The sequence below is a fragment of the Butyrivibrio proteoclasticus B316 genome, assembly GCF_000145035.1.
Taxonomy (GTDB): Bacteria; Bacillota; Clostridia; order Lachnospirales; family Lachnospiraceae; genus Butyrivibrio; species Butyrivibrio proteoclasticus.
The window spans coordinates 1,948,055-1,970,638 of the sequence record NC_014387.1; the positions used below are offsets into that span (position 1 = coordinate 1,948,055).

Sequence of the window (22,584 nt, forward strand, 5' to 3'; positions counted from 1 at the left end):
GAAAAAATATATGAAATCGCTTACATATTTTTTACATTTTTTAATCTGTGGGTCTAGTTTCACTTGCTAAGAACTACTATAATATAATAATTCGGAGGTTATTTAGATGAAAAAGTTCATGGATGAAGATTTTCTGCTTCTTAGTGAACCAGCTAAAAAGCTCTATCATGATTATGCAGAGAATATGCCAATTCTTGATTATCATTGCCATATCAGCCCTAAGGAAATAGCTGAAGATCGCCACTTTGACAATATCACTCAGGTTTGGCTCGGAGGTGACCACTATAAATGGCGTCTTATGAGAGCGTTTGGTCTTGATGAGAAGTATATGACAGGAGATGCTTCTGACAAAGAGAAGTTTCTTATGTTTGCAAAGTGTCTTGGACGTGCTGTAGGTAATCCTCTTTACCACTGGGCACACTTAGAGCTCAAAAAATACTTCGGTTATGACGGAGTACTTAATGAGAAAACTGCTGAAGAAGTTTACGATATCTGCAACAAGGTTCTTCAGTCACCTGACATGAGTGTTCGTAAGCTTATCAAGATGAGTAATGTTACTCTTATCTGTACTACAGATGATCCTATCGATACTCTTGAGTGGCATGACAAGATTCGTGAGGATGCTTCATTTGATGTTAAGGTTCTTCCGGCTTGGCGTCCTGATAAAGCCAAGAATATCAGAAAACCAGAATTCGTATCCTACATTGATACCCTTTCAGAAGTTAGTGGTGTTAAGATTAATTCTTTTGCAACTCTCAAGGAAGCTCTCAGAGTAAGACTTGATTACTTTGCTTCCAAGGGATGTAATGTTACAGACCATGCTCTTGAATATGTAATGTACAAGCCCGCTACAGAAGCAGAGATTGAAGAGATTTTTGCAAAGAGACTTGCAGGCAAGGAACTTACATACGAAGAAGATCTCAAGTATCAGACAGCATTCATGCTCTTTGAAGGCGAAGAAATTGCCAAGAGAGACTGGGTAATGCAGCTTCACTTCGGATGTAAGCGTGACAACAATACTCCAATGTTTGAAAAGCTTGGTCCTGATACAGGTTTTGATACAATTGATGCATACTATCCTATGGGTGAACTTGCAGATTTCCTTGATGCACTTCACTCCAAGAAGATGCTTCCTAAGACTATTCTTTACAGTCTTAACCCTAATGACAACAAGATTATCAATACTACTCTTAACGCCTTCAACGAAGGCCCTGTAGTAGCCAAGATCCAGCAGGGAAGCGCATGGTGGTTCAATGATACCAAACTCGGTATGGAACAACAGCTTGCCTCTGTAGCAGAATCAGGTAACCTTTCCGGTTTTGTCGGAATGCTTACAGATTCCAGAAGTTTCACATCATATACAAGGCATGATTACTTCCGTAGAATCCTGTGCAATTACCTTGGTTCACTTGTTGAAAACGGTGAGTATCCTGCAGAAGATCTCGATATTCTTGGCGAGATTGCAGCAGATATCTCCTACAATAATGCAGTAAGATATTTCAAATTTCCTTTAGAAACGAGATAATTGCTTATGAGTAACCAGATGACAATATATGATATTTCCAAAAAGGCTGGTGTTTCTATTGCCACAGTATCAAGAGTACTAAACGGCAGTACAAACGTTAAACCTCGTACCAAGAAAAAGGTAATGGATATCATCGAGCAGTATGGCTACAAACCCAATGCCTTTGCCAGAGGTCTTGGCCTTAATTCTATGAAGACAATCGGTATTTTATGTGCCGATGCTTCTGACCTTTATCTTGCAAAAGCTATTTATTACATCGAACAGAATTTAAGAGAAAATGGTTATCACTCCGTATTATGTTGTACTGGTTATGAAATGGCTTCAAGGAAAGATTCACTCAATCTTCTCCTGTCTCAACATGTAGACAGTGTTGTAATGGTAGGTTCTAACTTCATCATGAACAATGCCGAAGACAACCAATACGTCAAGGATGCGGCTGCCACTGTTCCAATCATGCTCTTAAATGCTGACTTTGATTGTTCTAATGTCTATTGCACTTTATGCGATGATTATAAGGCAACTCAGGACGCTACTGAAAAGATGCTTGACGCTGGCATGCAGAATATTCTCTATCTGTACAATTCGAACTCCTACTCCGGTCTCAAAAAGCTCGCCGGATATCAGAATGCTCTTTTAACTCACGATATTCCTCTCAAGAAGGAATTGCAGCAGTGCTTTAAAGGCAGCCATGAAGATATAGATGGGGTTAAGAATTTTGTAGATCATATCTACAAAAAAGGAATCAGATTTGACGGTATAGTTACAAGCGATGATTTCCTTGCTGTCGGTGCAATGAATTTTGCCAGAGCCAACAACATAAATGTTCCCGGTGATCTGCAGATCATAGGTTACAATAATTCTATTTTGACTCTTTGTTCGGAACCTGATATTTCTTCTGTAGATAACAGATTGGAGGATATGTGTATCCAGCTTGTTAAAACTCTTATTGGTACACTATCTCAAAACGAAATGCCTCAAAAGACTATCTTTTCCGGCGAACTGATCAAAAGGGGATCTACTTCCTTTTAATGTAATAAGGCCTATTCCTACAAGATAATTGAAGGAATAGGCCTTTTTCTATGCGTCAAACAAGAAATTTAAAGCATCTGTATTTTTACTCGAGAATTCCGCTAAGAGCAAATACAAGTGGTGAATTCCAATAAATAGTAATCTCATTTAATGAGTAGCAATCAACATGATCAATATAACACTTCATAGGAGGGAGCCCCTTGCCGCGAAGAGTTTGTGCTCTCTCATCATGAAGTCCGGAATTCGGGCCTCCGGAAACAAGCCCAGGCCACGGCTCTTCGATATCATCAACTGCAGTTGGACGAAGATGTGGATTTTTGAATGCCTTCTCTCCGTTTCCTGTCACATAGCTGATATCCATGCTGTTACAGCCAAGTATGTAATCAAGTCCGGCTTCTAATGCCAATTTATACTCGGGCTTATTGTCAATTCTAATAGCAGTACTAAGAATCATCATATACTTGAGAAGTTCCATGTTACTGCCCCAAATGAAGTCATTTGCACCCATACAAAGTCCAAATCCGTTCTCTTTGGAAACCTTTACAAGTCTGTCTGCTTCAGCAACAAAACTATTTCTAGCAAGTGAACAAAGGGCATTTTCCTCTCTCTTTAGCAAAAGAGAAAGTGAACCAAGTCCGGCTACTTCAGCCCAGCCAAGGCATGTAAATACATTACCCTGATAGCCCTTTTTCTGCGCATACTTATCAAATTCTTCAAGTCTGTTCTTAAGTTCCTGTGCATCACTATAGTATTTGCCATCAGATGTAGCTTCATATAAAGCACAAGCAGCCCAAAATCTGTTGGAAATATCTTCAGCTTCGTCATACTGTCCTGTATTAGAGCCATCCGGATTAAAGAATAAGAGCTCATCAGGATTATCTAAAAGCCACTTATATGCAAGAAGAGACTTCTGCATCAATTTATCTGCATATTCAGCGTCATAGTCCTTATAAACTGTATAAGCCAAAGCAAATACTGCTGCAATATCAGCAGTTGCAAGAGATGAAACAGAAAACAGGAACAATTCCTCCCTGTCATCTTCAGGCATTAAAAATGGAGCATGGTTAAAGGTTGTTACTTTGTGCCAAACAGAACCGTTTTCTCTCTGCATCTTCATAAGAAAATCCAGCTCAACCTTTACTTCAGCAAGAATTTCCGGAAGGTTGCCCTTATCTCCTGCCACCTTAGGTATATCATAATGAACATCCAATAGTCCCTTAAAGAATCGAACTCCATATAGTAAATGCGCCACAGCTACCGCTCCGGCTGTAGAATATCTTCCATAGTCTCCTGCATCATGCCATCCTCCGGTAACATCCACAGGTTCAACCTCTTCGCCATACACAGTAGCCTTTGTCATGTGACAAGGTTTATGATAGTACTCTCCTGCAAACTCTTTACTGAGAGCATCTCCGCATCTCAGATAATAAAAGCACTTACAGATGTCCTTCATAAGCTTATCATAAGCGTCATTAGAAATAGTAAATAAAACGCTTTCCTGTCCATCTGCTACAATCTTGTACTTACCTTCTTCTGTCAGAGCACTAAAATCGGCCACATTAGTATCTTCTCCAGATATCTCGTCAGTGCCAAAATGCTCAACTTTTCCGTCAAAAGCCTTTTTTCCGTTTCCATCTACTACGCTAAACTCATTAGCCTGGAAATTTAAAACAGCTTTTTTAGGAGCATTACATAAAAAACCAACCTGATTAACTAATACTTTTTTCACTGTAAGCCCTCCAAAGCACGATATTTACCTTATTATAGCAATTATTCCAAAATGGTTATACTCAATTATTGCTTATAAACAAACTTTTTTACATTCAAAAAGCTTGTATTCATCTTTACAAGGCACTTTCTTTGGAGTAACTTAATAGCATAAGTCTATACATATATATTTTAAGGGGGATTTTTCAATTTGATTTCACAGCTTCTTGAAACGATAAACTCTAAATATCCGCTATCAAGTCGCGGCTCAGCCGGCTTTGACGGTATAAAGGTTAAAGGAATGACCTTCAATATCAGTTCTTATGAGGCAGAAGGTCTTGGTCATGTATCTACAATGCAATCCAAGGGATTCTTTGGACTTATGCAAATGGATACCCTTATCATCACACCTATAGATACAGATCTTCCAATCTATTCTTATGACCGCATTAAAGCCATGGGAAATGATAAGTTATATATCGAAGTTTATGACACTGTAATAAACAAACCTTCCTTTGCCCCTATGGACAGTGTCAAACAGAAATATAGCGATCTCCCCAAAGCTAATCTTGGAAAGCAATGGTATGAAGATATAAGGCTGCCTCAGACAGCTACCTATTCCGGCAAAAGAACTGATTCTGACCGTTTCGACAGTATGGCTCTGGAATATATGAAAGCTTTTATAAGCATAAATGGAGCCGCTATTGAAGATCAGGAAGCCAAAAATAGTAAAACAGCTTACTATGTGGATGGTCTCTTAAGCAACGGCGGCCCTGCAACTGACGTATTCTTAAAAGCAATTGGAAAAGAGCGAACAACAACTCTTTTCAAAGAAGTTCTGTTTTAGCATCTATGGCAAGCTTAATTGCTCCCATAATGCCCTGATCATCATTTAAACTGGCTGGAACTATATATTCATCAAGATTCTCAAGAGTCTTCGTGTTTATATATCCGGCCATTTTTTCTTTAAATACTCTTCTGATAAGAGGAAAAAGCTGCATCTGATGCATAACTCCTCCTCCAAGGATTATTTTCTGAGGGCTAAGTGTCATGCAATAATTGACAAGCGCTGTGCCTATATAATCAGCCTCAAGCTCCCATACTGCAGCATCATCAGTAAGCTCTTTGGCACTTCTCCCCCATCTCTTTTCAATCGAAGGTCCGGCTGCAAGCCCTTCCAGGCAACTGTCATGATAAGGACAAACGCACTGTCCTTTGTCGTCAGACCTTTTAGCAATGATCACATGACCAAGTTCAGGATGCATCATCCCGTGCAAAAGTTTCCCATTAGTCATAACTCCACCGCCAATACCTGTGCCGATTGTAAGGTAAATAGCATCTGTAAGGCCTTGAGCACAGCCATATGTTATCTCACCAAGAAGAGACCCATTAACATCTGTGTCAAATCCCACCGGAATCCCAAGTGCCTTCTCAACATATCCAACAATATTAAATTTCTTCCATGCAGTCTTGGGAGTTGAAGTAATAAAGCCATAGGTTTCAGACTTTCTGTCGAGATCTATAGGGCCAAAGCATGCAATACCAATTGCCTCTATTCCCTTATCCCTAAAATAAGATATTATCTCAGGCATAGTTTCATCAGGTGTTGTAGTAGGAATAGAAACCTGCTCATATATCTTACCGGTTTCATCGCCTATAGCGCATACCATCTTAGTTCCGCCTGCTTCTAACGCTCCATATAACATACCTAATCTCCCTCCAAAACAAACTCTTTAACCCATCGATACACCACTAAAAATTTGTATCAATCAACAACACAGTCAATGATACCGCCTCCAAGAACAATATCACCATCATACAGAACAGCTGACTGGCCGGCTGTAATAGCTCTTTGAGCTTCATCAAAAACAACTCTGGCTCTTTTTTCTCCAAGTGGAAGAACTGATGCCGGCTGCTCTTTGTGCTTGTACCTGATCTTGGCCTGACATCTAAACTCATTAGTAGGCTCTGATCCGGTAATCCAATGGAAATCTCTGATTATCATTTCTCTTTTGAATAAATCTATGTTGTCAGCAAGTATGACTTTATTGTTCTCAACATCGAGTTTGGTAACATACAACCTTCTGTCTGCAGGAATCCCAAGTCCTCTCCTCTGGCCTATCGTATAATTGATAATACCATCATGAGTTCCCAGAACATTGCCATCTTTATCGACAAAGTCCCCCTTTGGATAGTCCTTGCCGCGATATCTGTGAATCATTCCGGCATAATCGCCATCAGGAACAAAGCAGATATCCTGACTCTCACTTTTGTGAGAGGTCACAAAGCCATTCTCCTCAGCGATTGCTCTGACTTCAGGCTTGGTAAATTCGCCAAGAGGAAAAAGAGTATGCCTTAGCTGTTCCTCAGACAGATCGTATAACACATAGCTCTGATCTTTATTCAAGTCCTTGGCTTTTAGAAGATAAAAATGACCGTCACGCTCCTCAATTCTTGCATAATGGCCGGTAACTATATAATCGCAGCCAAGCTCTCTTGCTCTCTTATAGAGACTGTCAAATTTAAGGTACTTATTACATCTGATACAGGGATTGGGGGTTTCACCACGCTCATAGCTGCAAACAAAGGGCTCAATAACCTTATCCCTAAACTCAGCTTCATAATGATAAATGTTATAATCTATTCCAAGTTTATCGCATACAGACCTGGCATCCTTGGTGTCTTCAATACTGCAACAGGTTCCAAGAAGATCAAGTCCGACCATATCATTCTCATAAAGTCTCATTGTACAGCCAATGCAGTTATATCCCTTTTTAAGGGTAAGAGCAGCTGCCACGCTACTGTCAACGCCACCACTCATGGCTATAAGTGCAGTATTCTTCTCAACTTTTGTTTCTGTAACAGGCTTAAATTCTAATCCATCCATACTAAAAACCTAAATCCTATAAAAATCCCTTATCTCACGATAGCAAAAGCAATCTGAGCTACATAAATAAGTATCATGATAATACCTTCTGGTCTGTTGAGCTCTTTTTTACTAACAAGGAAAAGATATGTAATAAGGCTCATAAATATAAGAACAATAAGATCAAAAAATGATGCAAAATTAACAGCCACAGGATGAAGCACTGCGGAAACTCCAAGGATAAGCATCAGATTAAAAATATTCGATCCTATTACATTTCCTACAGCAAGCCCTGTTTCATTCTTGCGGGCAGCAATAACAGATGTAACAAGCTCAGGAAGTGAAGTTCCAAAAGCAACAACAGTAAGACCGATAAGTGTCTCTGTCATTCCGAAGAATCTGGCTATCTCTTTGGCGCTATAAACAACTGCCTGACCTCCGGCCACAATAGCTGCAAGTCCAAGAATAATGAATAAAAGGCATTTCCAAACAGGCATCAGTTCTTCCTCTGACTCCTCTGTCTTGTTGCTCTTGGCGGCTCTGATAAGCCATAGTATATAACATACAAAAATAATGATCAGAGCAGCACCTTCTACTCTTCCGATAACGCCGGCATTGTCAGCCATATCATGCGAAAAAACTCCTCCGGCAAACACGCTTCCTGAAAGAGTAAATACAAACACAAGCAATGTTACAATAATTGAAAAAGGGAAATCTCTCTTAAAGATATCCTTGTTACCAGGAACAGTGCAAAAAAGAGCACACGCACCAAGTACAACAAGAAGATTGAACATATTGGATCCCACAACATTACTGAGGGCAATCTCATTAGATCCCTGAAGAGCAGCTGTAGAACTTACCGCAAGTTCAGGAGCACTTGTTCCAAGTGCAACGATCGTAAGACCAATAATAAGACTAGGTACCCTGAACACTTTAGCAAGTGTAGCAGAGCCATCAACAAAATAGTCAGCTCCCTTAACAAGAGCCACAAAGCCAATAATTAACAGTAACAGATTTAGTAACATATTTTTTCCTCCTTAAAAATATGCAGAAAAAAAGAGACCTTTTTTCCACAAAAAAATTGTGGTAAAAGTCTCGCTAATTATAACATATCCCGAGGATAAATCCTGTGCTGACGATATATGTTACATGTGATAGTCACATGCCAGCTACTCCCTATTACCTTTGTTTATTATAGCACAGCCCAAAAATAAATAGCAATAAAAAACCTGCAAAGCCCAAAACAAGGTTTTCTAATTCCTGTTAAGCTCTGCAGGTTAATATAACTCAAATTATAAGTCCGATGTACAGCAAGGACATTTAGTGGCTTCAATATTAATCTCACTCTTACACTTAGGGCAAATCTTGGTTGTAGCCGGTGCTTCTGCTTCTTCCTTGGCAAACTTATTAGAAACGTTGTTCATAAATTTAACAAGTAAAAAGATAACAAGTGCCATCAGCACAAAGTTGATAACTACAGTAATAAATGTTCCATAGTTAAGAGTAGCCGCTCCTGCCTCTTTGGCTGCCTCAAGAGTAGCATAATCACCGCCATCAAGAACTACAAATTTGTTATTGAAATCTACTCCACCGGTAAGAAGGCTGATAACTGGCATAATAATATCATCTACGAGTGATGAAATTATTTTCTGGAAAGCACCGCCGATAATAACACCGACTGCCATATCCATTACATTTCCGCGCATAATGAATTCACGGAATTCCCCTGCAAGACTCTTGCCCTTGCCAGCTGCTTTTTTCATTTTTTCTGTCATTTCTCCTGCTTTCTACACAAATACAGTTGTGTTCCCCAAAAAGTCTGTTGTTAACTTAATAATAAATAGAAATTAAATTTCATTATCACTTGAAATTATACCATATATTGACTAAAATAAAATAGTCGTCACAAATTATTGTAGAACGATAAATAACAGTTTTCTGTTTTTTCAGATAGAAATACGTTGCTCTAACAATTAAATAGTATTTTTTAGATTTGCAGGCATAGTACATCGGTAGTATATCAGCTTCCCAAGCTGAGGAGGCGGGTTCGATTCCCGTTGCCTGCTTTTTATTTTGCAATAAAAACGTAAGCAGTCAGGTTAGCTGACTTCTTTTCATTTGAACAGCTCATCATAATTGAAAACGGCTACCGCATTAAGCGATAGCCGTTTTCTTCTGAGAAAGAGTTTATTTTACATCACTGAAGTATGTAATCAATTGTATTTCCTGTAAGGCCAGAGCCCTGGATTCCAAAGAATGCGCTACCACCAGCGTTGATCTGAGAATTCCATGCCTCAGGAGTAATTACATAATACTCTCCATCTGTGGCAATCTTTACGCACCAGCTTGAATCAATTGTAATCTGGCTCTTTTTAATTCTAAGTGTCCAGCTATTTACTGAACTGCTGCTGTTATTAACAACTGCCATGTTGATTGTTACATATCCCTGTCCATTTATTGTGTAATCAAGTGTAAGATCATCATTAATTACAACTGGATCGGGATCTACTGGTGTTGGGTCTGGATCTACTGGTGTAGGATCTGGATCTACCGGTTCAGGGTCTACTGGATCCGGGTCAACAGGCTGTGGTTCATCTTTCACTTCACCTTCAGCAAACAATTCAATCTTATCATTTACATGTGATGAACCCTGGAAACCAAATTCTACTGAACTACCTGGCTCAATTACAGAGTTCCACTCTACAGGAGTGATAACATAGTAATTACCTTCTTCTGAAACCTTGATATTCCAGCTGGCATCGATACCTACATCATTTTTATTAACCTTAACTGCCCAAGTCTCAACCTTCTGAGATGAGTTATTAGTAACCTTAACACTTACCTGATAGCCTGAGCCCCAGTTATTAAGTGTATACTCAGTTGTTAAGCCTTCAGCTACAGGCTGTGGATCTGGATCTACCGGTGTTGGGTCTGGATCTACAGGGTCAGGATCAACCGGATCAGGATCAACTGGTGTTGGATCTACCGGATCAGGAGTCTGACCATCTTTGATGATTGACCATGAATCAAAATCTATAACACCATGCTTAGGAACAAAATAAAGATCGTATGTACCATGAAGATCCGGGAAGTTCAGATATACTGTTGTCCACTCATAATCTGAGCATGGAATATTGAGGAACGCAAGCCTTGGCCCATAAGTATCTCCATCATGGATTTCAAGAACGTGAGAGCAATCTGACTTGTAAGTAATAGCTATCTTCTCAGCGCCATCAAACTCAACATTCTTAACTACATATGTAACACGAGGACGAAGTCTCTCAACATAAGTTCTGCCATCAGCAGTTTTAACATCAAGTTTCTCCATAACAGTTGCATCTTCTGCCTCAACTGTAGTATATGGATTAACCTTATCAGTAACAACAGGCTCCGGATCATCTATTGGTTCTTCAGGATCAGGATTTGGCTTAACAGGAGCTGTCATAGCCTTCCAAGAATCAAAGTGAACTGTAGCACCTGCCATCTTGGCTACAAAGTAAAGGTCATGAGTTCCCTGAAGGTTCTGAGAAACCTTTACAGCTCTCTCAACAAATTCTTCAGTTGGATTAACCTTAACACTTGAAAGCAGTTCTCCATCTACAGCGTCAATTCTTACTTCAAGAATTGCTGCCTTTGTAGCCTTAGAATTAACTATAAGTGCTGCTACACCTTTAGAGAAATCTACATTTGAAGCTACAGCGTAACCATCAGCTCTGATAGCAAGATATGTAGTATTGCCGGAAGTCATCTCTGCTGCAAATTTTCTGTTAACACAGCTCTCTGCTTCTACTGTTGTATAAGGATCAATTGAACCATAAACAGGTGTTGGATCTGGCTCAGTAGCAGTCTCTCCCTTTTCAGCACTCCAGTAATCTACAGAAGCATTTCCTACAACGCCGACAAAAGCAATTGTATGTTTGCCCTCAAGATTCTTCATTTTGGCGCTAAAAGTCTTAAACTCGCCATTTGTAGAACCTATCTTGATATTTCCAAGAACCTCTCCATCAACACCATCTTTTCTTACTTCAATTACAGAAGCAGAATCAGCTCTTGCTGTAAGTGAGATCTTAGAAAGGCCTTCGCTGAAATCAACATCCTTAACAAGCCAGTAATCGCCGGCTTCAATTTCTGTCAGAACAGTAATCTTGCTGTTATTGTATACCTCAGGAGACTGTACTACGCCTTCTCTGCCAAAGTTGAGCTCTGCCTGAACTACTCCGTAAGGATCGATCTTAGGAGCTGCAAGAGCTGTAACGCTAGTTGCAGAAGCTACACTAGTTGCAACTAAAAGTCCACAAATAAGCATTGAAATACTTCTCTTCATTCGCTAAAAACCCCCTATAGTTTTTATGCACAGTATTCAGTTTTCAAAGCGCTTAAACGTTTTCGTTGCCCGAGCAAGTAAATTGTAACAATTAATGTAACAAATGGCATGCCAGATATTGCTACCCGCATGCCATTTATTGCTATTTTTCTGAAATTTCGTTATTTTAGGCGCTTTAAACATATTGTTTTTACGCCTTTTGTGCAATTTTCAGACAATTATAAAGTTATTACATTTTTTGTCAATAATTGCATGACAAAATTAATATTTTGTCTAATATCAGCTGTTCTCATTTACATAGATAGATAATCGGCTCTGAATGATATCTGCAGCCTCTTTAGCGCTCTTCTGACCGCTGTAATATGCCGAAGCTTCCTCAAAAATAATATTATTAACATTTGAGTTGTAATTATTAACAAGAGTAAGTGACTTGATAAAATTGGTTACCTCCAGGACCTCATCTTTAGATAGAGGCTTGAGAGGAATATCCTGGCCGCCAATGTAGCATGTATCCTCATACTCCACCTTCTTGCCATCTTCAATATAATATGGCTTGTGAGTAATCTCTTCAGCCTTTTTATCATAGCTTGATTTTCTGATAGGGAAACAGTAGCAATCATCCTGATACTCTTCTGTAAGGAACATCTTAAGGTATTCCCATGCGGCATCTTTATTCTTGCTCTGTGAACTAATTGCAAGGCGCTTGCTTGGATAAATGATTGAGTTGTTGATACCCATATCATTTGGATATCCTACAAAAGAAATATCCGTTCCAAACATTCCCTGTTTCCAATACTGATATTCGCGGAAATCACTAAAGGACATAATGCAGAACAATGCATCATCAGTCCTGTACAAAGTATCTTTATAATCTTCCCACACATTATCAGGATATTCTTCTACAAAGTCCTTGCTGAATTCAAGGAATTCAATGAATGATTCACTGTCAAAGTGACAGGTCTTATTTTCCCAGTCAATATAAGTATTTCCTGAATATCTGATTCCCTGCTCAAGGAAGCCCTCTCTGGTCTCAAGACCAAATGCTGTCTGCTTGTTTGAACCCATTGATTTCATCAATTCATCACAATCTTTAAAGGTAAGATAGTCTCTTCCTTCTGCATACTTGGACTTCATGATCATAGTTGAAAAATAGAAGCTTGGAACAAGCTGGTAAAGCTTATCCCCTGTCTTAAATGCATCAACTATGTTCGTGATCATATCATTTTCTGTAATATCAGGATCATTTTGTAAGTAGTGAGTAAGATCAGTAAATAAGCCCTTGTTGATATAACTATCAACTGGAAGATCATCAGAAATCACAAGAATATCAGGTGTATTTCCCGAAATAATATCCATATTAAGCTTTTCTGATCCGGCATTATAGTTCTCTTCGGTAGCATATGAAGAATAGTCAACAAACTTGATCTTATATTCACTATTGTTTTTATTAAATGCAAAAGCAAGTTTTCTTACATCATAATCAATATAGTTTCCGCCAAGAGTAATTATCTTCTTTTCCTTAACATCTTCAGGGGCGACTTTGGTCAATCTTGCAAGGTAGAAGTTATAATCAGCATCAGGAAGGCATGCTACAAATTCGCCATCACTTATTGCAGCTGCAGAAGGAATAGAGCCACTGCTTTCTATGTCTGAATCAATATAATCAACAAGCTTAGTCATTGAATCACTTGCAATATCATAACCAAATATGCCGTTACTATCACTCATGTAAAGGTCATACCCATTACCACCAAAAAATGATTTCTCAGAATATGCGGTTATTGCTTTAGACGGAGTTCCTATAGTGCCGGATTCAGGGTCAAAAGTACACAGATTATTTCCGTTATCATCATAATATGAAACAAACAGCTGTCCTTTAAAGCCTTTATAAAGCTGATAGTACAAATAATCGGAGGTGCTTTTATTCTCTATTATTTTCTTAAAGCCTTTATTAGAAGAATAACTGATAATTCCCTGTTCCAGACTCATGATACAAGTTCCATCGTCAGTAACAGCAAAACTGTTTACTGAAATATACTCTTCTTGTGGGAATTCAGCTTTTAGATCAACTTTTTCAAGAAGATTTCCATCCTTGTCATATTTAACAAGATATATTTCATCGTCACCGGATTCTTCAGGCATCATCTTAGAATCAAAGTCATCTTCCGATGATACATCTTCAGTAGCTTCACCTTCTGAAACATCTTCAGCAGCCTCTGTAATTTCAGTTGCCTCTGCAGATGCCGAAGCTGTCGGCTCTTCCGTCAAAGATGCCTCCACATCTGCACTGTTTTCCAGCTCAGAGCTTTCCGGAGTTTCTGCATCATCGTAAATATGCATTTCGCCATCTTCATCCTCATAGCTCCAGGAATAAACATTGTCAATTCCGTAAATATTGCCATCTGCATCAAAGCTTATATAAGCAAAATTCTCATTTTCTGTGCAAGGAATCTTTACTGTTTCAACATCAGAGCCATCAGAATTAAAGCTATAGATTTCTATATGGTCATCTATGTTATAAGTCGAAGCATAAACCCTGTCTCCCACATTGGAAACTCTGTTTATCTTGCTCATATATTCTGCAAAGTCATAAATCTCTGTTGCAAATACATAATCCTTGGAAGACTTGGATGCTTCATTTAATATGCTGTCATCCGAACCACTTTTCTTGCCACAACCATATGTACTGACAGCAAGCACTGTTGCCAACGACAGACACAACCCCTTCTTGATAAATCTCCTCATTTTCATAATCTCCTCTCTTAAGAACATTAAGTATTATTCGCTATCCTTAGATGCCAAAAGCCTTTCTTTTTGTTTTGACTCAAGTTCATATTTTTTATCTGCCACGTACGAAAGAAGCCCTTCAACTGTCCATTTTTTATTCCTATATGCAATCACAACAAGCACTGCGACCAAAACTGCGAGGGCAACTATGCTTATCAATCTGATCATGTTCAATATGGCGAGCACATCTTCATATCCTCTTGCCACATTCTCCCAGTATGGATAAAAAATAGGCTTGTCCCACATGCTTCTGATTCCAAAGTTAGAACTCACTTCCAAAAGCTTAAAGAATGAAAATCTGTCTGAATTATCAACCACATTGATATACTTATCATCGAGTCCTGAACATTCCTTGATGATCTTGGCAAGAAGACCATCTACAGGGCTTGGGCAGACAATTTCATAGCAGTTGATGCCACCTATATTGGCGTTAAGGCCATCTTCTGACAGTTCTTTATCCATAGTCTTACCACTTAAAATCTCTCCGTACTTTGACAGAGAGTCATAAGACATATACACAATACTGGAAGTCAGCCCAGCAGCCTCATTAAATCTGCCTTCTTTTCTTTTTACAACTCCTGCGACATAGTGATTGATCCCGCCTATAGTCACGCACTGCCCCACTATATCATTAGAGCCAAAGAGCTGCCACGCAAGATCCTCATCAATGACAATCTTATCCTTCATAAGATCATCAGCCATAAAAAATGACCCGCTTACAAGTTCAAGGGGATGGAAAAAGAAAAAATCACCGTCAACTCCAATAGAGATAACATTCTCAGCAGTTCTATTTTCAAAAACAATATTTGATATTCCCTGCGCACTATAGCAGCTGTTGTAAACTTTTATAACATCATTGTTTTCAGACTGGCTGTTATCAGAACTTCCGCTATTATCACTACCGCCAAGTTCTACAGTATCAACTATTTTTTTCCCGCCTGCAGATTCTTTTTCTTTATCATCAATTGCTACAACTCCTGCATCGGCAAGCTTTTTAACCATAGAGTATTCGATTCTCTTAATATCTTCCGGAGCTATCGATCTGTCTTCTGTAAAAAAGAGGCTTACCTGAGCAACATTACCGTCATAGTCCCATCTGCTTGCAGCAAGCTGTTCTGGCAAATGCGAAACAATTATCCTGCAGAGCATTCCCATGATAACATCAATAAGCAGTAAAACCACGATAATGATAAGGACAATATTTCTTTTTTTATTAGAAAAAAACTTCTTAATCTGTTTCCAAATCAATTCAAAAAACATTATTCGTTTGCAAGCCTCACCTGTTCTCCTGCCTTAACAGGCTTATTAGAAGTTGTGATGACAAACTCATCTCCATCAAGAGCAGCTGTGATAGCTGAATAATTATCATCTGAAGCAACTACGTCAACATCAACTTTAGTAGCAATATACCTGTTTCCAAGAGGGCTGGATTTAGACTTAACAGCCAATACAAACTTGGATGTAGTTCCTGTCTTAATAGCACTGTTTGGAACAACCATATCATAGTCTACGGCTCTCTCTCCTATAGAAAGAGCTATACTTTGTCCGGGTGTTACATCTGTACTCTCAATCTTAAAAGTGAGCAGTTTTTTGCCGGATGGATCTGTTTTATCATTTTTAATAGATGTGAGTGTTGCTCTAAAGTCATCACTAAACATCCAGGAGTTCTGTGGTCTTGCAGCATCTCCGACATGAAGTTTCTGTGCCTGGGCATTGGTCACAGAAAAACTTGTAGTCATATCTTTGCCATCTATCTGAATTACAGCGATTGTCTCATCAGCTGATATTGACTCACCAGATGCCTTATTAACCTGAGAAACGATTCCAGCTACAGGTGCTTTAACTGAAGCTCCGACTGACTCCTTTTCAAGCTGGGCAATTTTCTCTTTCTGCTCCTTGATACTGTCTCTTTGATCACAAAGAGCTATTTCAACGTTAATGCTCTTAACCTGCTTATCCTTCTCTTCTTCAGCCTTTTCCAACTCTTTCTTGGCTGCAGTTTCATTAGCCTTGGCTTCTATAAGTTTCTGATCATAGCCGATTCCAACCTGACTCTTGTATGTCTCAAGCTCAGTTGTCTCTCTTTTATTCTCGTCTTCAATATGAGTCCATTCTTTTTTAGCCTTTTCAATAGCTTCTGTATCGTTTGGATCATATGTGTAGTCGATCAGCTTCTTCTGATAGTCAGCATTGGCATTCTCATAATTGTAAGTAAGAGTCTGGTACTCGATTTCATTTTTGTCATGGTTCTGCAGATCTGTCAGATATTCAACAGCCTTAGTAGCTGCATCTGCAACCGCTTTGGCAGCATCATATCTGTCATTTACCGCTTTGAGCTGGATCTGATAAGTATCATAGGAAGTAGTATTTCCACTTCTTACTTTGGAAATTACATCATCAGGAACATCACCCGAAAACAGTGACTGTTCATATGCAAGTTCAAGTTTCTCCAGATTTTCTCTGGCTGTCTTAAGTTCTTCTGACTCTTTGTCCTCAAGATAAAAGAGAACATCGCCTATCTCAACATGAGAGCCTTCCTTAACTGCTACTCCTGAAACCTTTCTTGTCTCCTTGAGAGTAACATTGTAAGGATCTTCCGCATTTACAGTTCCGGTTCCTCTGATCTGCGGGCTAACCGAGCCTCTTGAAATCTGCTGAGTAGCAACCTGAGGAAGTGTGTAATTCATAATTGTATTAGAAAAGAAAGTAAGAATTAGCATGACAGACAAAAATGCTATTGCGACATTTTTGATCATATCCTTTTTATTAGCCGGTTTCTTATCTCTGCTGGAAGAAACAACGTTTCCATCAACTACCTCAACAACATCGTTATCTTTTGAAAATAAATCTGACATCTCCCAATTACTCCTAACCTTTTTACTTTTGATCTGCAGTGCAGATCACCCCTTAATTCCTCCCTGGTATGAGATACCCTCTACCAGATAATCCTCGCCGTACAGAAATATCAGAAGCGGCGGGACCAGATATATTACAGCAACTGCAAAAGCAAGACTGATTTCACCTGCGTTTATCTTGGACAGGAACACCGACAAAGGATGCATATCCGGGTCCGGTAAAAGAATAAGCGGCTGCTCAACCATATTCCAATAATCAAAAAATACTAAAATTGCTATAGAAGCAATTCCCCCCTTACAAAGAGGAAAACATATCCTCGAAAAAATGTACCATTCATCTGCTCCATCAATCGAAGCAGCCTCCATCACCTCAGTAGGTATCCTTCTCATAAATTTGGTGAGAAGATAAACCGCAAATGGTGAGAAAATACCCGGAAGCCATATGGCCCATTTTGTACCATAAATACCTATTGCCTTGGAAACCAGAAAATTCGGAACAAGCGTAACCTGGTACGGCATCAGCATCATGATAATATATGCAAAAAATATAGCATTCTTAAGTTTACCTTGATACCTGGCAAAACCATAGCTTGCCAAAGTAGCAATTCCAAGCTGAAAAACAACAATCGGCACAACATATATAAGTGAATTCCAGAACTTAAACAAATATTCCGGACTCTTGAACAATACTGTATAGTACTGGGCAAAAGAAACCATATCCGGTATAAACTTAAGATTTACAGTCTTGGATATGAATACCTTGCCGCCCTTTTCCGTAGTTGCAAATATGCTGCCGTAATTGGCACTTATTTCCGATGCAGCCATAAAAGAATTCGTAACCGTAAGTATAGTCGGTAAAAGAAATATGAAGGCAAAAACAATAGCTGCTAACGTTACAAGAATTGTCTTAAAATTATTTATATGTATTTTTTTCTTTTTATATTTGTTTCTAAAATTTACCTGTGCAGTCATATGTTCATCCCTCCAGATCTCTTCCAAACCAGTTTTCGACTGCATACATAGCATAAACCAAAACTGTTACTACGATGAACATAATAATTGCAGCTGCTGAGAGCTTCTGATAATCAAGTGAAGCAAATGTATTGTTCATAAAGTGCTGAAGCATATAAAGTGTCTGATATGGATAATCTCCCGTCATCAGATATACTTCCCTAAATACCTTGAAGGAACTGATAAGGGACATTATCGCTACAAACAGGATAGTTGAAGACATATATCTGACTTTCACTATCCAGAACACTTGAAGCTTATTGGCATTCTCCAGAGCCGCCACTTCCAAAAGATCCTTGGGAATACTTGCAAGTGCTGACATGAACAGGATCATGTTGTAGCCCAGGTTCTTCCATAAAAACAGCGCAACAATTACAATATACGCCTTGTCTGATTTGAGCCAGTCTATCTTGTCCTGCCCAAATACATTTAAAAAGTTATTAACTATGCCGTTCTGATGAAACATTACCTGCCAGATCAGAACAACCGACGCTGTCGGCACCATCAAAGGGCTTAAGAAAAAAGTCCTGAAATAGCTCTTAAAGGGAATCCTTGATTCCATAACAGCCGCCAAAAAAAGCGATAGTAAAACCGCAAGCGGTACAGCCATCAGTGAAAAAATAAAGGTGTTAGAACCCGCCTGTTTGAAAGCTGCATTGTTCCAAACATTTACATAGTTCTGAAATCCTACAAATTCCTTCTGAATAGGGTTATTTATCAGTGAATAATAAATAACAACAATAAACGGCGCCACAAAAAACAGCATGACACCAAGAAGTGAAGGCAGAAGAAAAAGCCAGGAGATCAGCTTTTTCTTCTGTAGTGATGAAAGCTTATGATCAAAACGATTATTTAATTTATTATGGTGAGATAAACAAAACTTTTTCAAAACTCAATTGGTATCTGCATAAATATAATCAGGTACCTTCCCCATTTCAAATGAAAAGTAGCTCTGCTGAGCATTCATCATGTCTTTTTTATTATTCTTAAAGTTTACGATAACAACAAACTGTTCATTTAAGTTCCTCTTGTACCAGGAACAATAATAGTCGTTGCATATCACTTTTTCTATTATATCCCTAATCTTATCATTTTCGGTATATACAAATGATTTAGAATCAACATTTATAGAATTTATGTCAAAATCCTCATCTTCCATATTGTAGCCGGGATAATAGTTAGTTACTTCAATAGAATCAATTGAATCGATATCTATTGAATCATCCACAAAGACACCATATTTTTTAAGAAGCTCTATCGTATTAGTGTACGTCTTATATACATTAAAACCGCAGTTACAGTAGCCATCATAGACACTATTCAAATAGTCCACTCTGCCAATTGGTACCTGAGTGCTGACCAATTTATAACTGAAACTGTTCTCCAGATCCTTGCAATAAGCATCGCTAAGCTCAGCGTAAGTCATCTCCGTTGTAGTCATTACTCTTCCCGGAGCATTGTACTGAATTTTCCTGGTCTTATGGTTTAATTCATCAAACTCTCTTACCTTATCGTCATGAAAAACAGGTGCTGATCCTCTAATATATTCTTTAGAATCAATGATAGATGACAGCAAATTCTCATCAATATCGTAAGGAATACATATTTCCCTGTAAACCATTTTTCCATTCTTTAACCTGTAAAGAACAGTATTATTCCTGCCAAGATCCTGATAGTTGCCTTCTCTGTCAAATTTAACCCACTCTTTTTGAGTCTTAAGGCCTGCCTGAACAAGCTTGTTAAATGTCTCAATATCAGTTAATTCCATATAATCCTCTGGCAAAGAGACATAATTCATATCACTATGACCATCATAAAGCCTGAAATCATAATCTTCTCTAAGAAGTGCACAGCTCTCAACCTTGGAAGCGCTTGGGATATAGCTGTCATAGCCAATAAGATCACCTCTGAACACAATAAAGATAAGAGATACGATTGCAAGAGCCATAACGTTCTGTGCCATACCTTTGAATACACTTCGAATATTGCCGTCAAAGAGAACCTCAATTACGCAACCGGTTATGATAACTGCCATCAGCATAACAGCAAACATAATTGTGACAAAACGAGAACTATACCACATGTAATAGTTCATCTCATAGAAAACCACTCCGCATCCAATGCCCAAAAGTACACAGGATATTACTTTGACCAGCCATCTAAACGGCCTGTAGCAGATAGTTTTACCGGCATGCTCAGCTTTTCTGAATCTGCTGACTAAAATAACAAGTGCAAAAGCTATCATTCCTGTTATAAGGATATCAATCTCATAATCAACAGTCATGTCTATCCACTTATTCAAAATGTCAAAACATGCAATATTTGTACTATTAAGCTTTAAATCGTTAACAAGTCTAAGCACTGCCACCCTGTCAAAAAGCGGAGAGCCTATAATGCCATATGTGTCCCTGTTAGCATAAGTTGCAAAGAATATGTTTTTCAAAGCCTTCAGTTCATATCCAAAAGCTGTAGTCACTGCCATAAAAAAGGCAAGAACCAGCATTGATATTAGTGGCGTGCCACTAAGCATAATGGCCAGAACCGTAATATTATAAATTGCAAAAAACAGTACGATTGCTTTTACTGTTTCATAGAGAACTACTACTATTACAGCCCCGTTAACGGCTCCAAGAATAGCAGCCAATAAAAGAGCAACAATATTTACAGACAAATACATAAGAATAAATGTAGTAATAGCGTTAAAATAGTTCTTCTTGATCCTCTGCCCTCTTGTAGTAGGCTGACTTAAGTAAAAATCAATCTTATTTGATTCAAACACATAAGAAAAGCCTTGAAAAGCAAAGGCAATTGCAATAAGTACAACCAATATCCAGCCAAGCTGTTCCATCCCCAGAACTCTGAATGCAGCATTTATCTTTTCCATTTTGATACGTTCTGGCGACTGATGAAACACTCTTCCGTAATTTATTGACCTGGCCACCATAAATGCTGTGCCGAGTACATAATAGATTGCCATAAGGACAAATCCCAGCATAGATGACCACAAAGTTCTTGTAATATATTTTTTGTGATTAGATATTCTGTTACTCAAGGATAAACTTGCGGATGTCATACCCAACTACCTCCGTTTCACTGATAAATATCTCCTCAAGAGAAAGTGGCAGCACTTCAAAGAAAACAGGATTACCACGTTTAAATGCAGCCTCGATCTCTTCTCTTTCTCCCCTCATGGTAATTGTATGAAGGCGTCCTCTCTTATCATGAAGCAATATATCAAGTCCCTCAAGAGCTCTTTCTTCATCACCGTCACCAGCGAATACACATTGAACCTTCTGCATTTTGAGTTTCATGTCGCTAAGGTCCTCTGAGAGAATAACACCGCCCTGATGAAGAAGACCTATATGATCGCAGATATCTTCAAGCTCTCGTAGATTATGAGAAGCTATAACAGGCGTTAGTCCTCTGTCAGCCATCTCAGCTGCAAACAAGCTCTTAACCCCCTGTCTCACAACCGGATCAAGACCATCAAAGGTCTCATCGCATAACAGGAACTTGGTTCCCGAACATATCCCAAGGAGAATTGACACCTGCTTTTTCATACCTTTTGAAAAAGTACTGATCTTGCGCTTTATATCCAGTCCAAAGCCGCTGCACAATTTAAAAAATCTGAGTTTGTCGAACTTGTCATATATTTCTTCGTAATAATCAGCCATCTCTTCCGGTGTGCTATTAGGAAGAAAATACTGATCATCTGATATAAAAAAGATGTCCTTTTTAACCTCAGGATTATCATATACAGGTCTGTTGTCTATACAGACAATTCCCTTATCAGGTTTGATAACCCCGGCAATAATCCTCAGGATCGTACTCTTACCTGCACCATTTGTTCCGACGAGTCCAAACACTTCACCATCTCTGATTGACAGTGATACATGATTGACTGCCTTGATGTCGTCAAATGATTTGTATAATTCCAGTAACTCAATCATGCCTTGCCTCCCTTATCATTTCCCCTTGTTTGTAGACCACCATTTTGGCTACTAATCTGACCTATCTTACTCTTTATCTCTTTGATAAGATCTTCAATAGGAATTCCGATTTCTTCAGCTTCTCTGAACAACTTGACAATAGCATCAATCAGCTCGCTTTTCTTATTATCCATAAGTGAAGCATTGCCTTTAACAAAATTCCCCCTTCCCTTCACTGTATAGATAAAGCCCTGACGTTCCAGCTCTGCATAAGCCTTCTGTACAGTGTTGGGATTAGTAGATAATTCCATAGCCAGACTCCTGACCGATGGCATCTGCTCATCAGCCTGCAAAATACCCTTGTACATCTGAAGTTTGAAATTCTCTACAATTTGTTCATAGATAGGTCTGCTGTCCTGATAATCAATTAGATTCATATCATCCCCACCATAATCAATTAGTTGCTGCAGTCATAACTCTGCAAGTGTTATATTTGTTACATTTTATGACTGACCAGATGTATATTAACTGTACTAGCATAACTAGTACAC

General features: G+C 38.7%; 17 protein-coding genes and 1 tRNA gene. 4 read left to right on the plus strand and 14 right to left on the minus strand.

The window, feature by feature from the left end; all coding sequences use genetic code 11:
- Positions 1-106 precede the first annotated feature (106 nt).
- Positions 107-1,525, plus strand: a complete 1,419-nt coding sequence (gene uxaC, locus BPR_RS08085; RefSeq protein WP_013280982.1) for a glucuronate isomerase — start codon at positions 107-109, stop codon at positions 1,523-1,525.
- A 6-nt stretch (positions 1,526-1,531) separates the two neighbouring features.
- Positions 1,532-2,554 (plus strand): LacI family DNA-binding transcriptional regulator, encoded by a 1,023-nt coding sequence (locus BPR_RS08090; RefSeq protein WP_013280983.1) that lies wholly within the window; start codon positions 1,532-1,534, stop codon positions 2,552-2,554.
- Positions 2,555-2,639: 85 nt separating this feature from the next.
- On the opposite strand, the gene BPR_RS08095 is transcribed toward BPR_RS08090, so the two are convergent.
- Positions 2,640-4,283, minus strand: coding sequence for a glycoside hydrolase family 9 protein (locus tag BPR_RS08095; protein WP_013280984.1), 1,644 nt, complete (start codon positions 4,281-4,283; stop codon positions 2,640-2,642).
- 189 nt (positions 4,284-4,472) lie between these two features.
- On the opposite strand from BPR_RS08095, the gene BPR_RS08100 reads away from it, so the two are divergent.
- Complete coding sequence (locus BPR_RS08100; RefSeq protein WP_013280985.1) at positions 4,473-5,108, plus strand: hypothetical protein; 636 nt, start codon at positions 4,473-4,475, stop codon at positions 5,106-5,108.
- Here BPR_RS08100 and BPR_RS08105 read toward each other — a convergent pair.
- From BPR_RS08105 to mscL, 4 genes are all read right to left on the minus strand, one after another.
- Positions 5,089-5,967, minus strand: coding sequence for an ROK family protein (locus BPR_RS08105; protein ID WP_013280986.1), 879 nt, complete (start codon positions 5,965-5,967; stop codon positions 5,089-5,091). The genes BPR_RS08100 and BPR_RS08105 overlap by 20 nt on opposite strands.
- A 59-nt stretch (positions 5,968-6,026) precedes the next feature.
- Positions 6,027-7,148 carry a tRNA 2-thiouridine(34) synthase MnmA gene (gene mnmA, locus BPR_RS08110; protein WP_013280987.1) on the minus strand — a complete coding sequence of 374 codons (1,122 nt, stop codon included), beginning with the start codon at positions 7,146-7,148 and terminating at the stop codon, positions 6,027-6,029.
- Between the two features lie 29 nt (positions 7,149-7,177).
- Entirely contained in the window at positions 7,178-8,152 is a 975-nt protein-coding gene (locus tag BPR_RS08115; RefSeq protein WP_013280988.1) for a calcium/sodium antiporter, read from the minus strand.
- A 267-nt stretch (positions 8,153-8,419) separates the two neighbouring features.
- Positions 8,420-8,890, minus strand: coding sequence for a large conductance mechanosensitive channel protein MscL (mscL, locus tag BPR_RS08120; protein WP_042257767.1), 471 nt, complete (start codon positions 8,888-8,890; stop codon positions 8,420-8,422).
- Between the two features lie 232 nt (positions 8,891-9,122).
- Here mscL and BPR_RS08125 point away from each other — a divergent pair.
- Positions 9,123-9,193: transfer RNA gene (locus BPR_RS08125), tRNA-Gly, on the plus strand.
- A gap of 131 nt (positions 9,194-9,324) precedes the next feature.
- Here BPR_RS08125 and BPR_RS20715 read toward each other — a convergent pair.
- The 9 genes from BPR_RS20715 to BPR_RS08170 form a co-directional block, all read right to left on the minus strand.
- Entirely contained in the window at positions 9,325-11,451 is a 2,127-nt protein-coding gene (locus BPR_RS20715; protein ID WP_013280990.1) for a cellulose binding domain-containing protein, read from the minus strand.
- 279 nt (positions 11,452-11,730) lie between these two features.
- Entirely contained in the window at positions 11,731-14,202 is a 2,472-nt protein-coding gene (locus BPR_RS08135; protein WP_167531157.1) for an ABC transporter substrate-binding protein, read from the minus strand.
- 27 nt (positions 14,203-14,229) lie between these two features.
- Entirely contained in the window at positions 14,230-15,498 is a 1,269-nt protein-coding gene (locus BPR_RS08140; protein WP_013280992.1) for an ABC transporter permease, read from the minus strand.
- A complete protein-coding gene (locus BPR_RS08145) occupies positions 15,498-17,093 on the minus strand; it encodes an HlyD family efflux transporter periplasmic adaptor subunit (protein ID WP_013280993.1) in 1,596 nt (531 codons plus the stop codon). The genes BPR_RS08140 and BPR_RS08145 overlap by 1 nt, the downstream gene beginning before the upstream one ends.
- A gap of 45 nt (positions 17,094-17,138) precedes the next feature.
- The gene (locus tag BPR_RS08150; protein WP_013280994.1) at positions 17,139-18,065 is read right to left on the minus strand and encodes a carbohydrate ABC transporter permease; all 927 of its coding nucleotides are present in this window, start codon (positions 18,063-18,065) and stop codon (positions 17,139-17,141) included.
- Positions 18,066-18,069: 4 nt separating this feature from the next.
- On the minus strand, positions 18,070-18,993 hold the full coding sequence (locus BPR_RS08155; RefSeq protein WP_013280995.1) for a carbohydrate ABC transporter permease: 924 nt from the start codon (positions 18,991-18,993) through the stop codon (positions 18,070-18,072).
- 3 nt (positions 18,994-18,996) lie between these two features.
- Complete coding sequence (locus BPR_RS08160) at positions 18,997-21,177, minus strand: DUF6449 domain-containing protein (RefSeq protein ID WP_013280996.1); 2,181 nt, start codon at positions 21,175-21,177, stop codon at positions 18,997-18,999.
- Positions 21,149-22,054: an ABC transporter ATP-binding protein gene (locus BPR_RS08165; protein ID WP_013280997.1), complete on the minus strand. Its 906-nt coding sequence runs from the start codon at positions 22,052-22,054 to the stop codon at positions 21,149-21,151. The genes BPR_RS08160 and BPR_RS08165 overlap by 29 nt, the downstream gene beginning before the upstream one ends.
- A complete protein-coding gene (locus tag BPR_RS08170; RefSeq protein WP_013280998.1) occupies positions 22,051-22,470 on the minus strand; it encodes a GntR family transcriptional regulator in 420 nt (139 codons plus the stop codon). Before BPR_RS08170 ends, BPR_RS08165 begins: the two co-directional genes overlap by 4 nt.
- Positions 22,471-22,584: the final 114 nt, after the last annotated feature.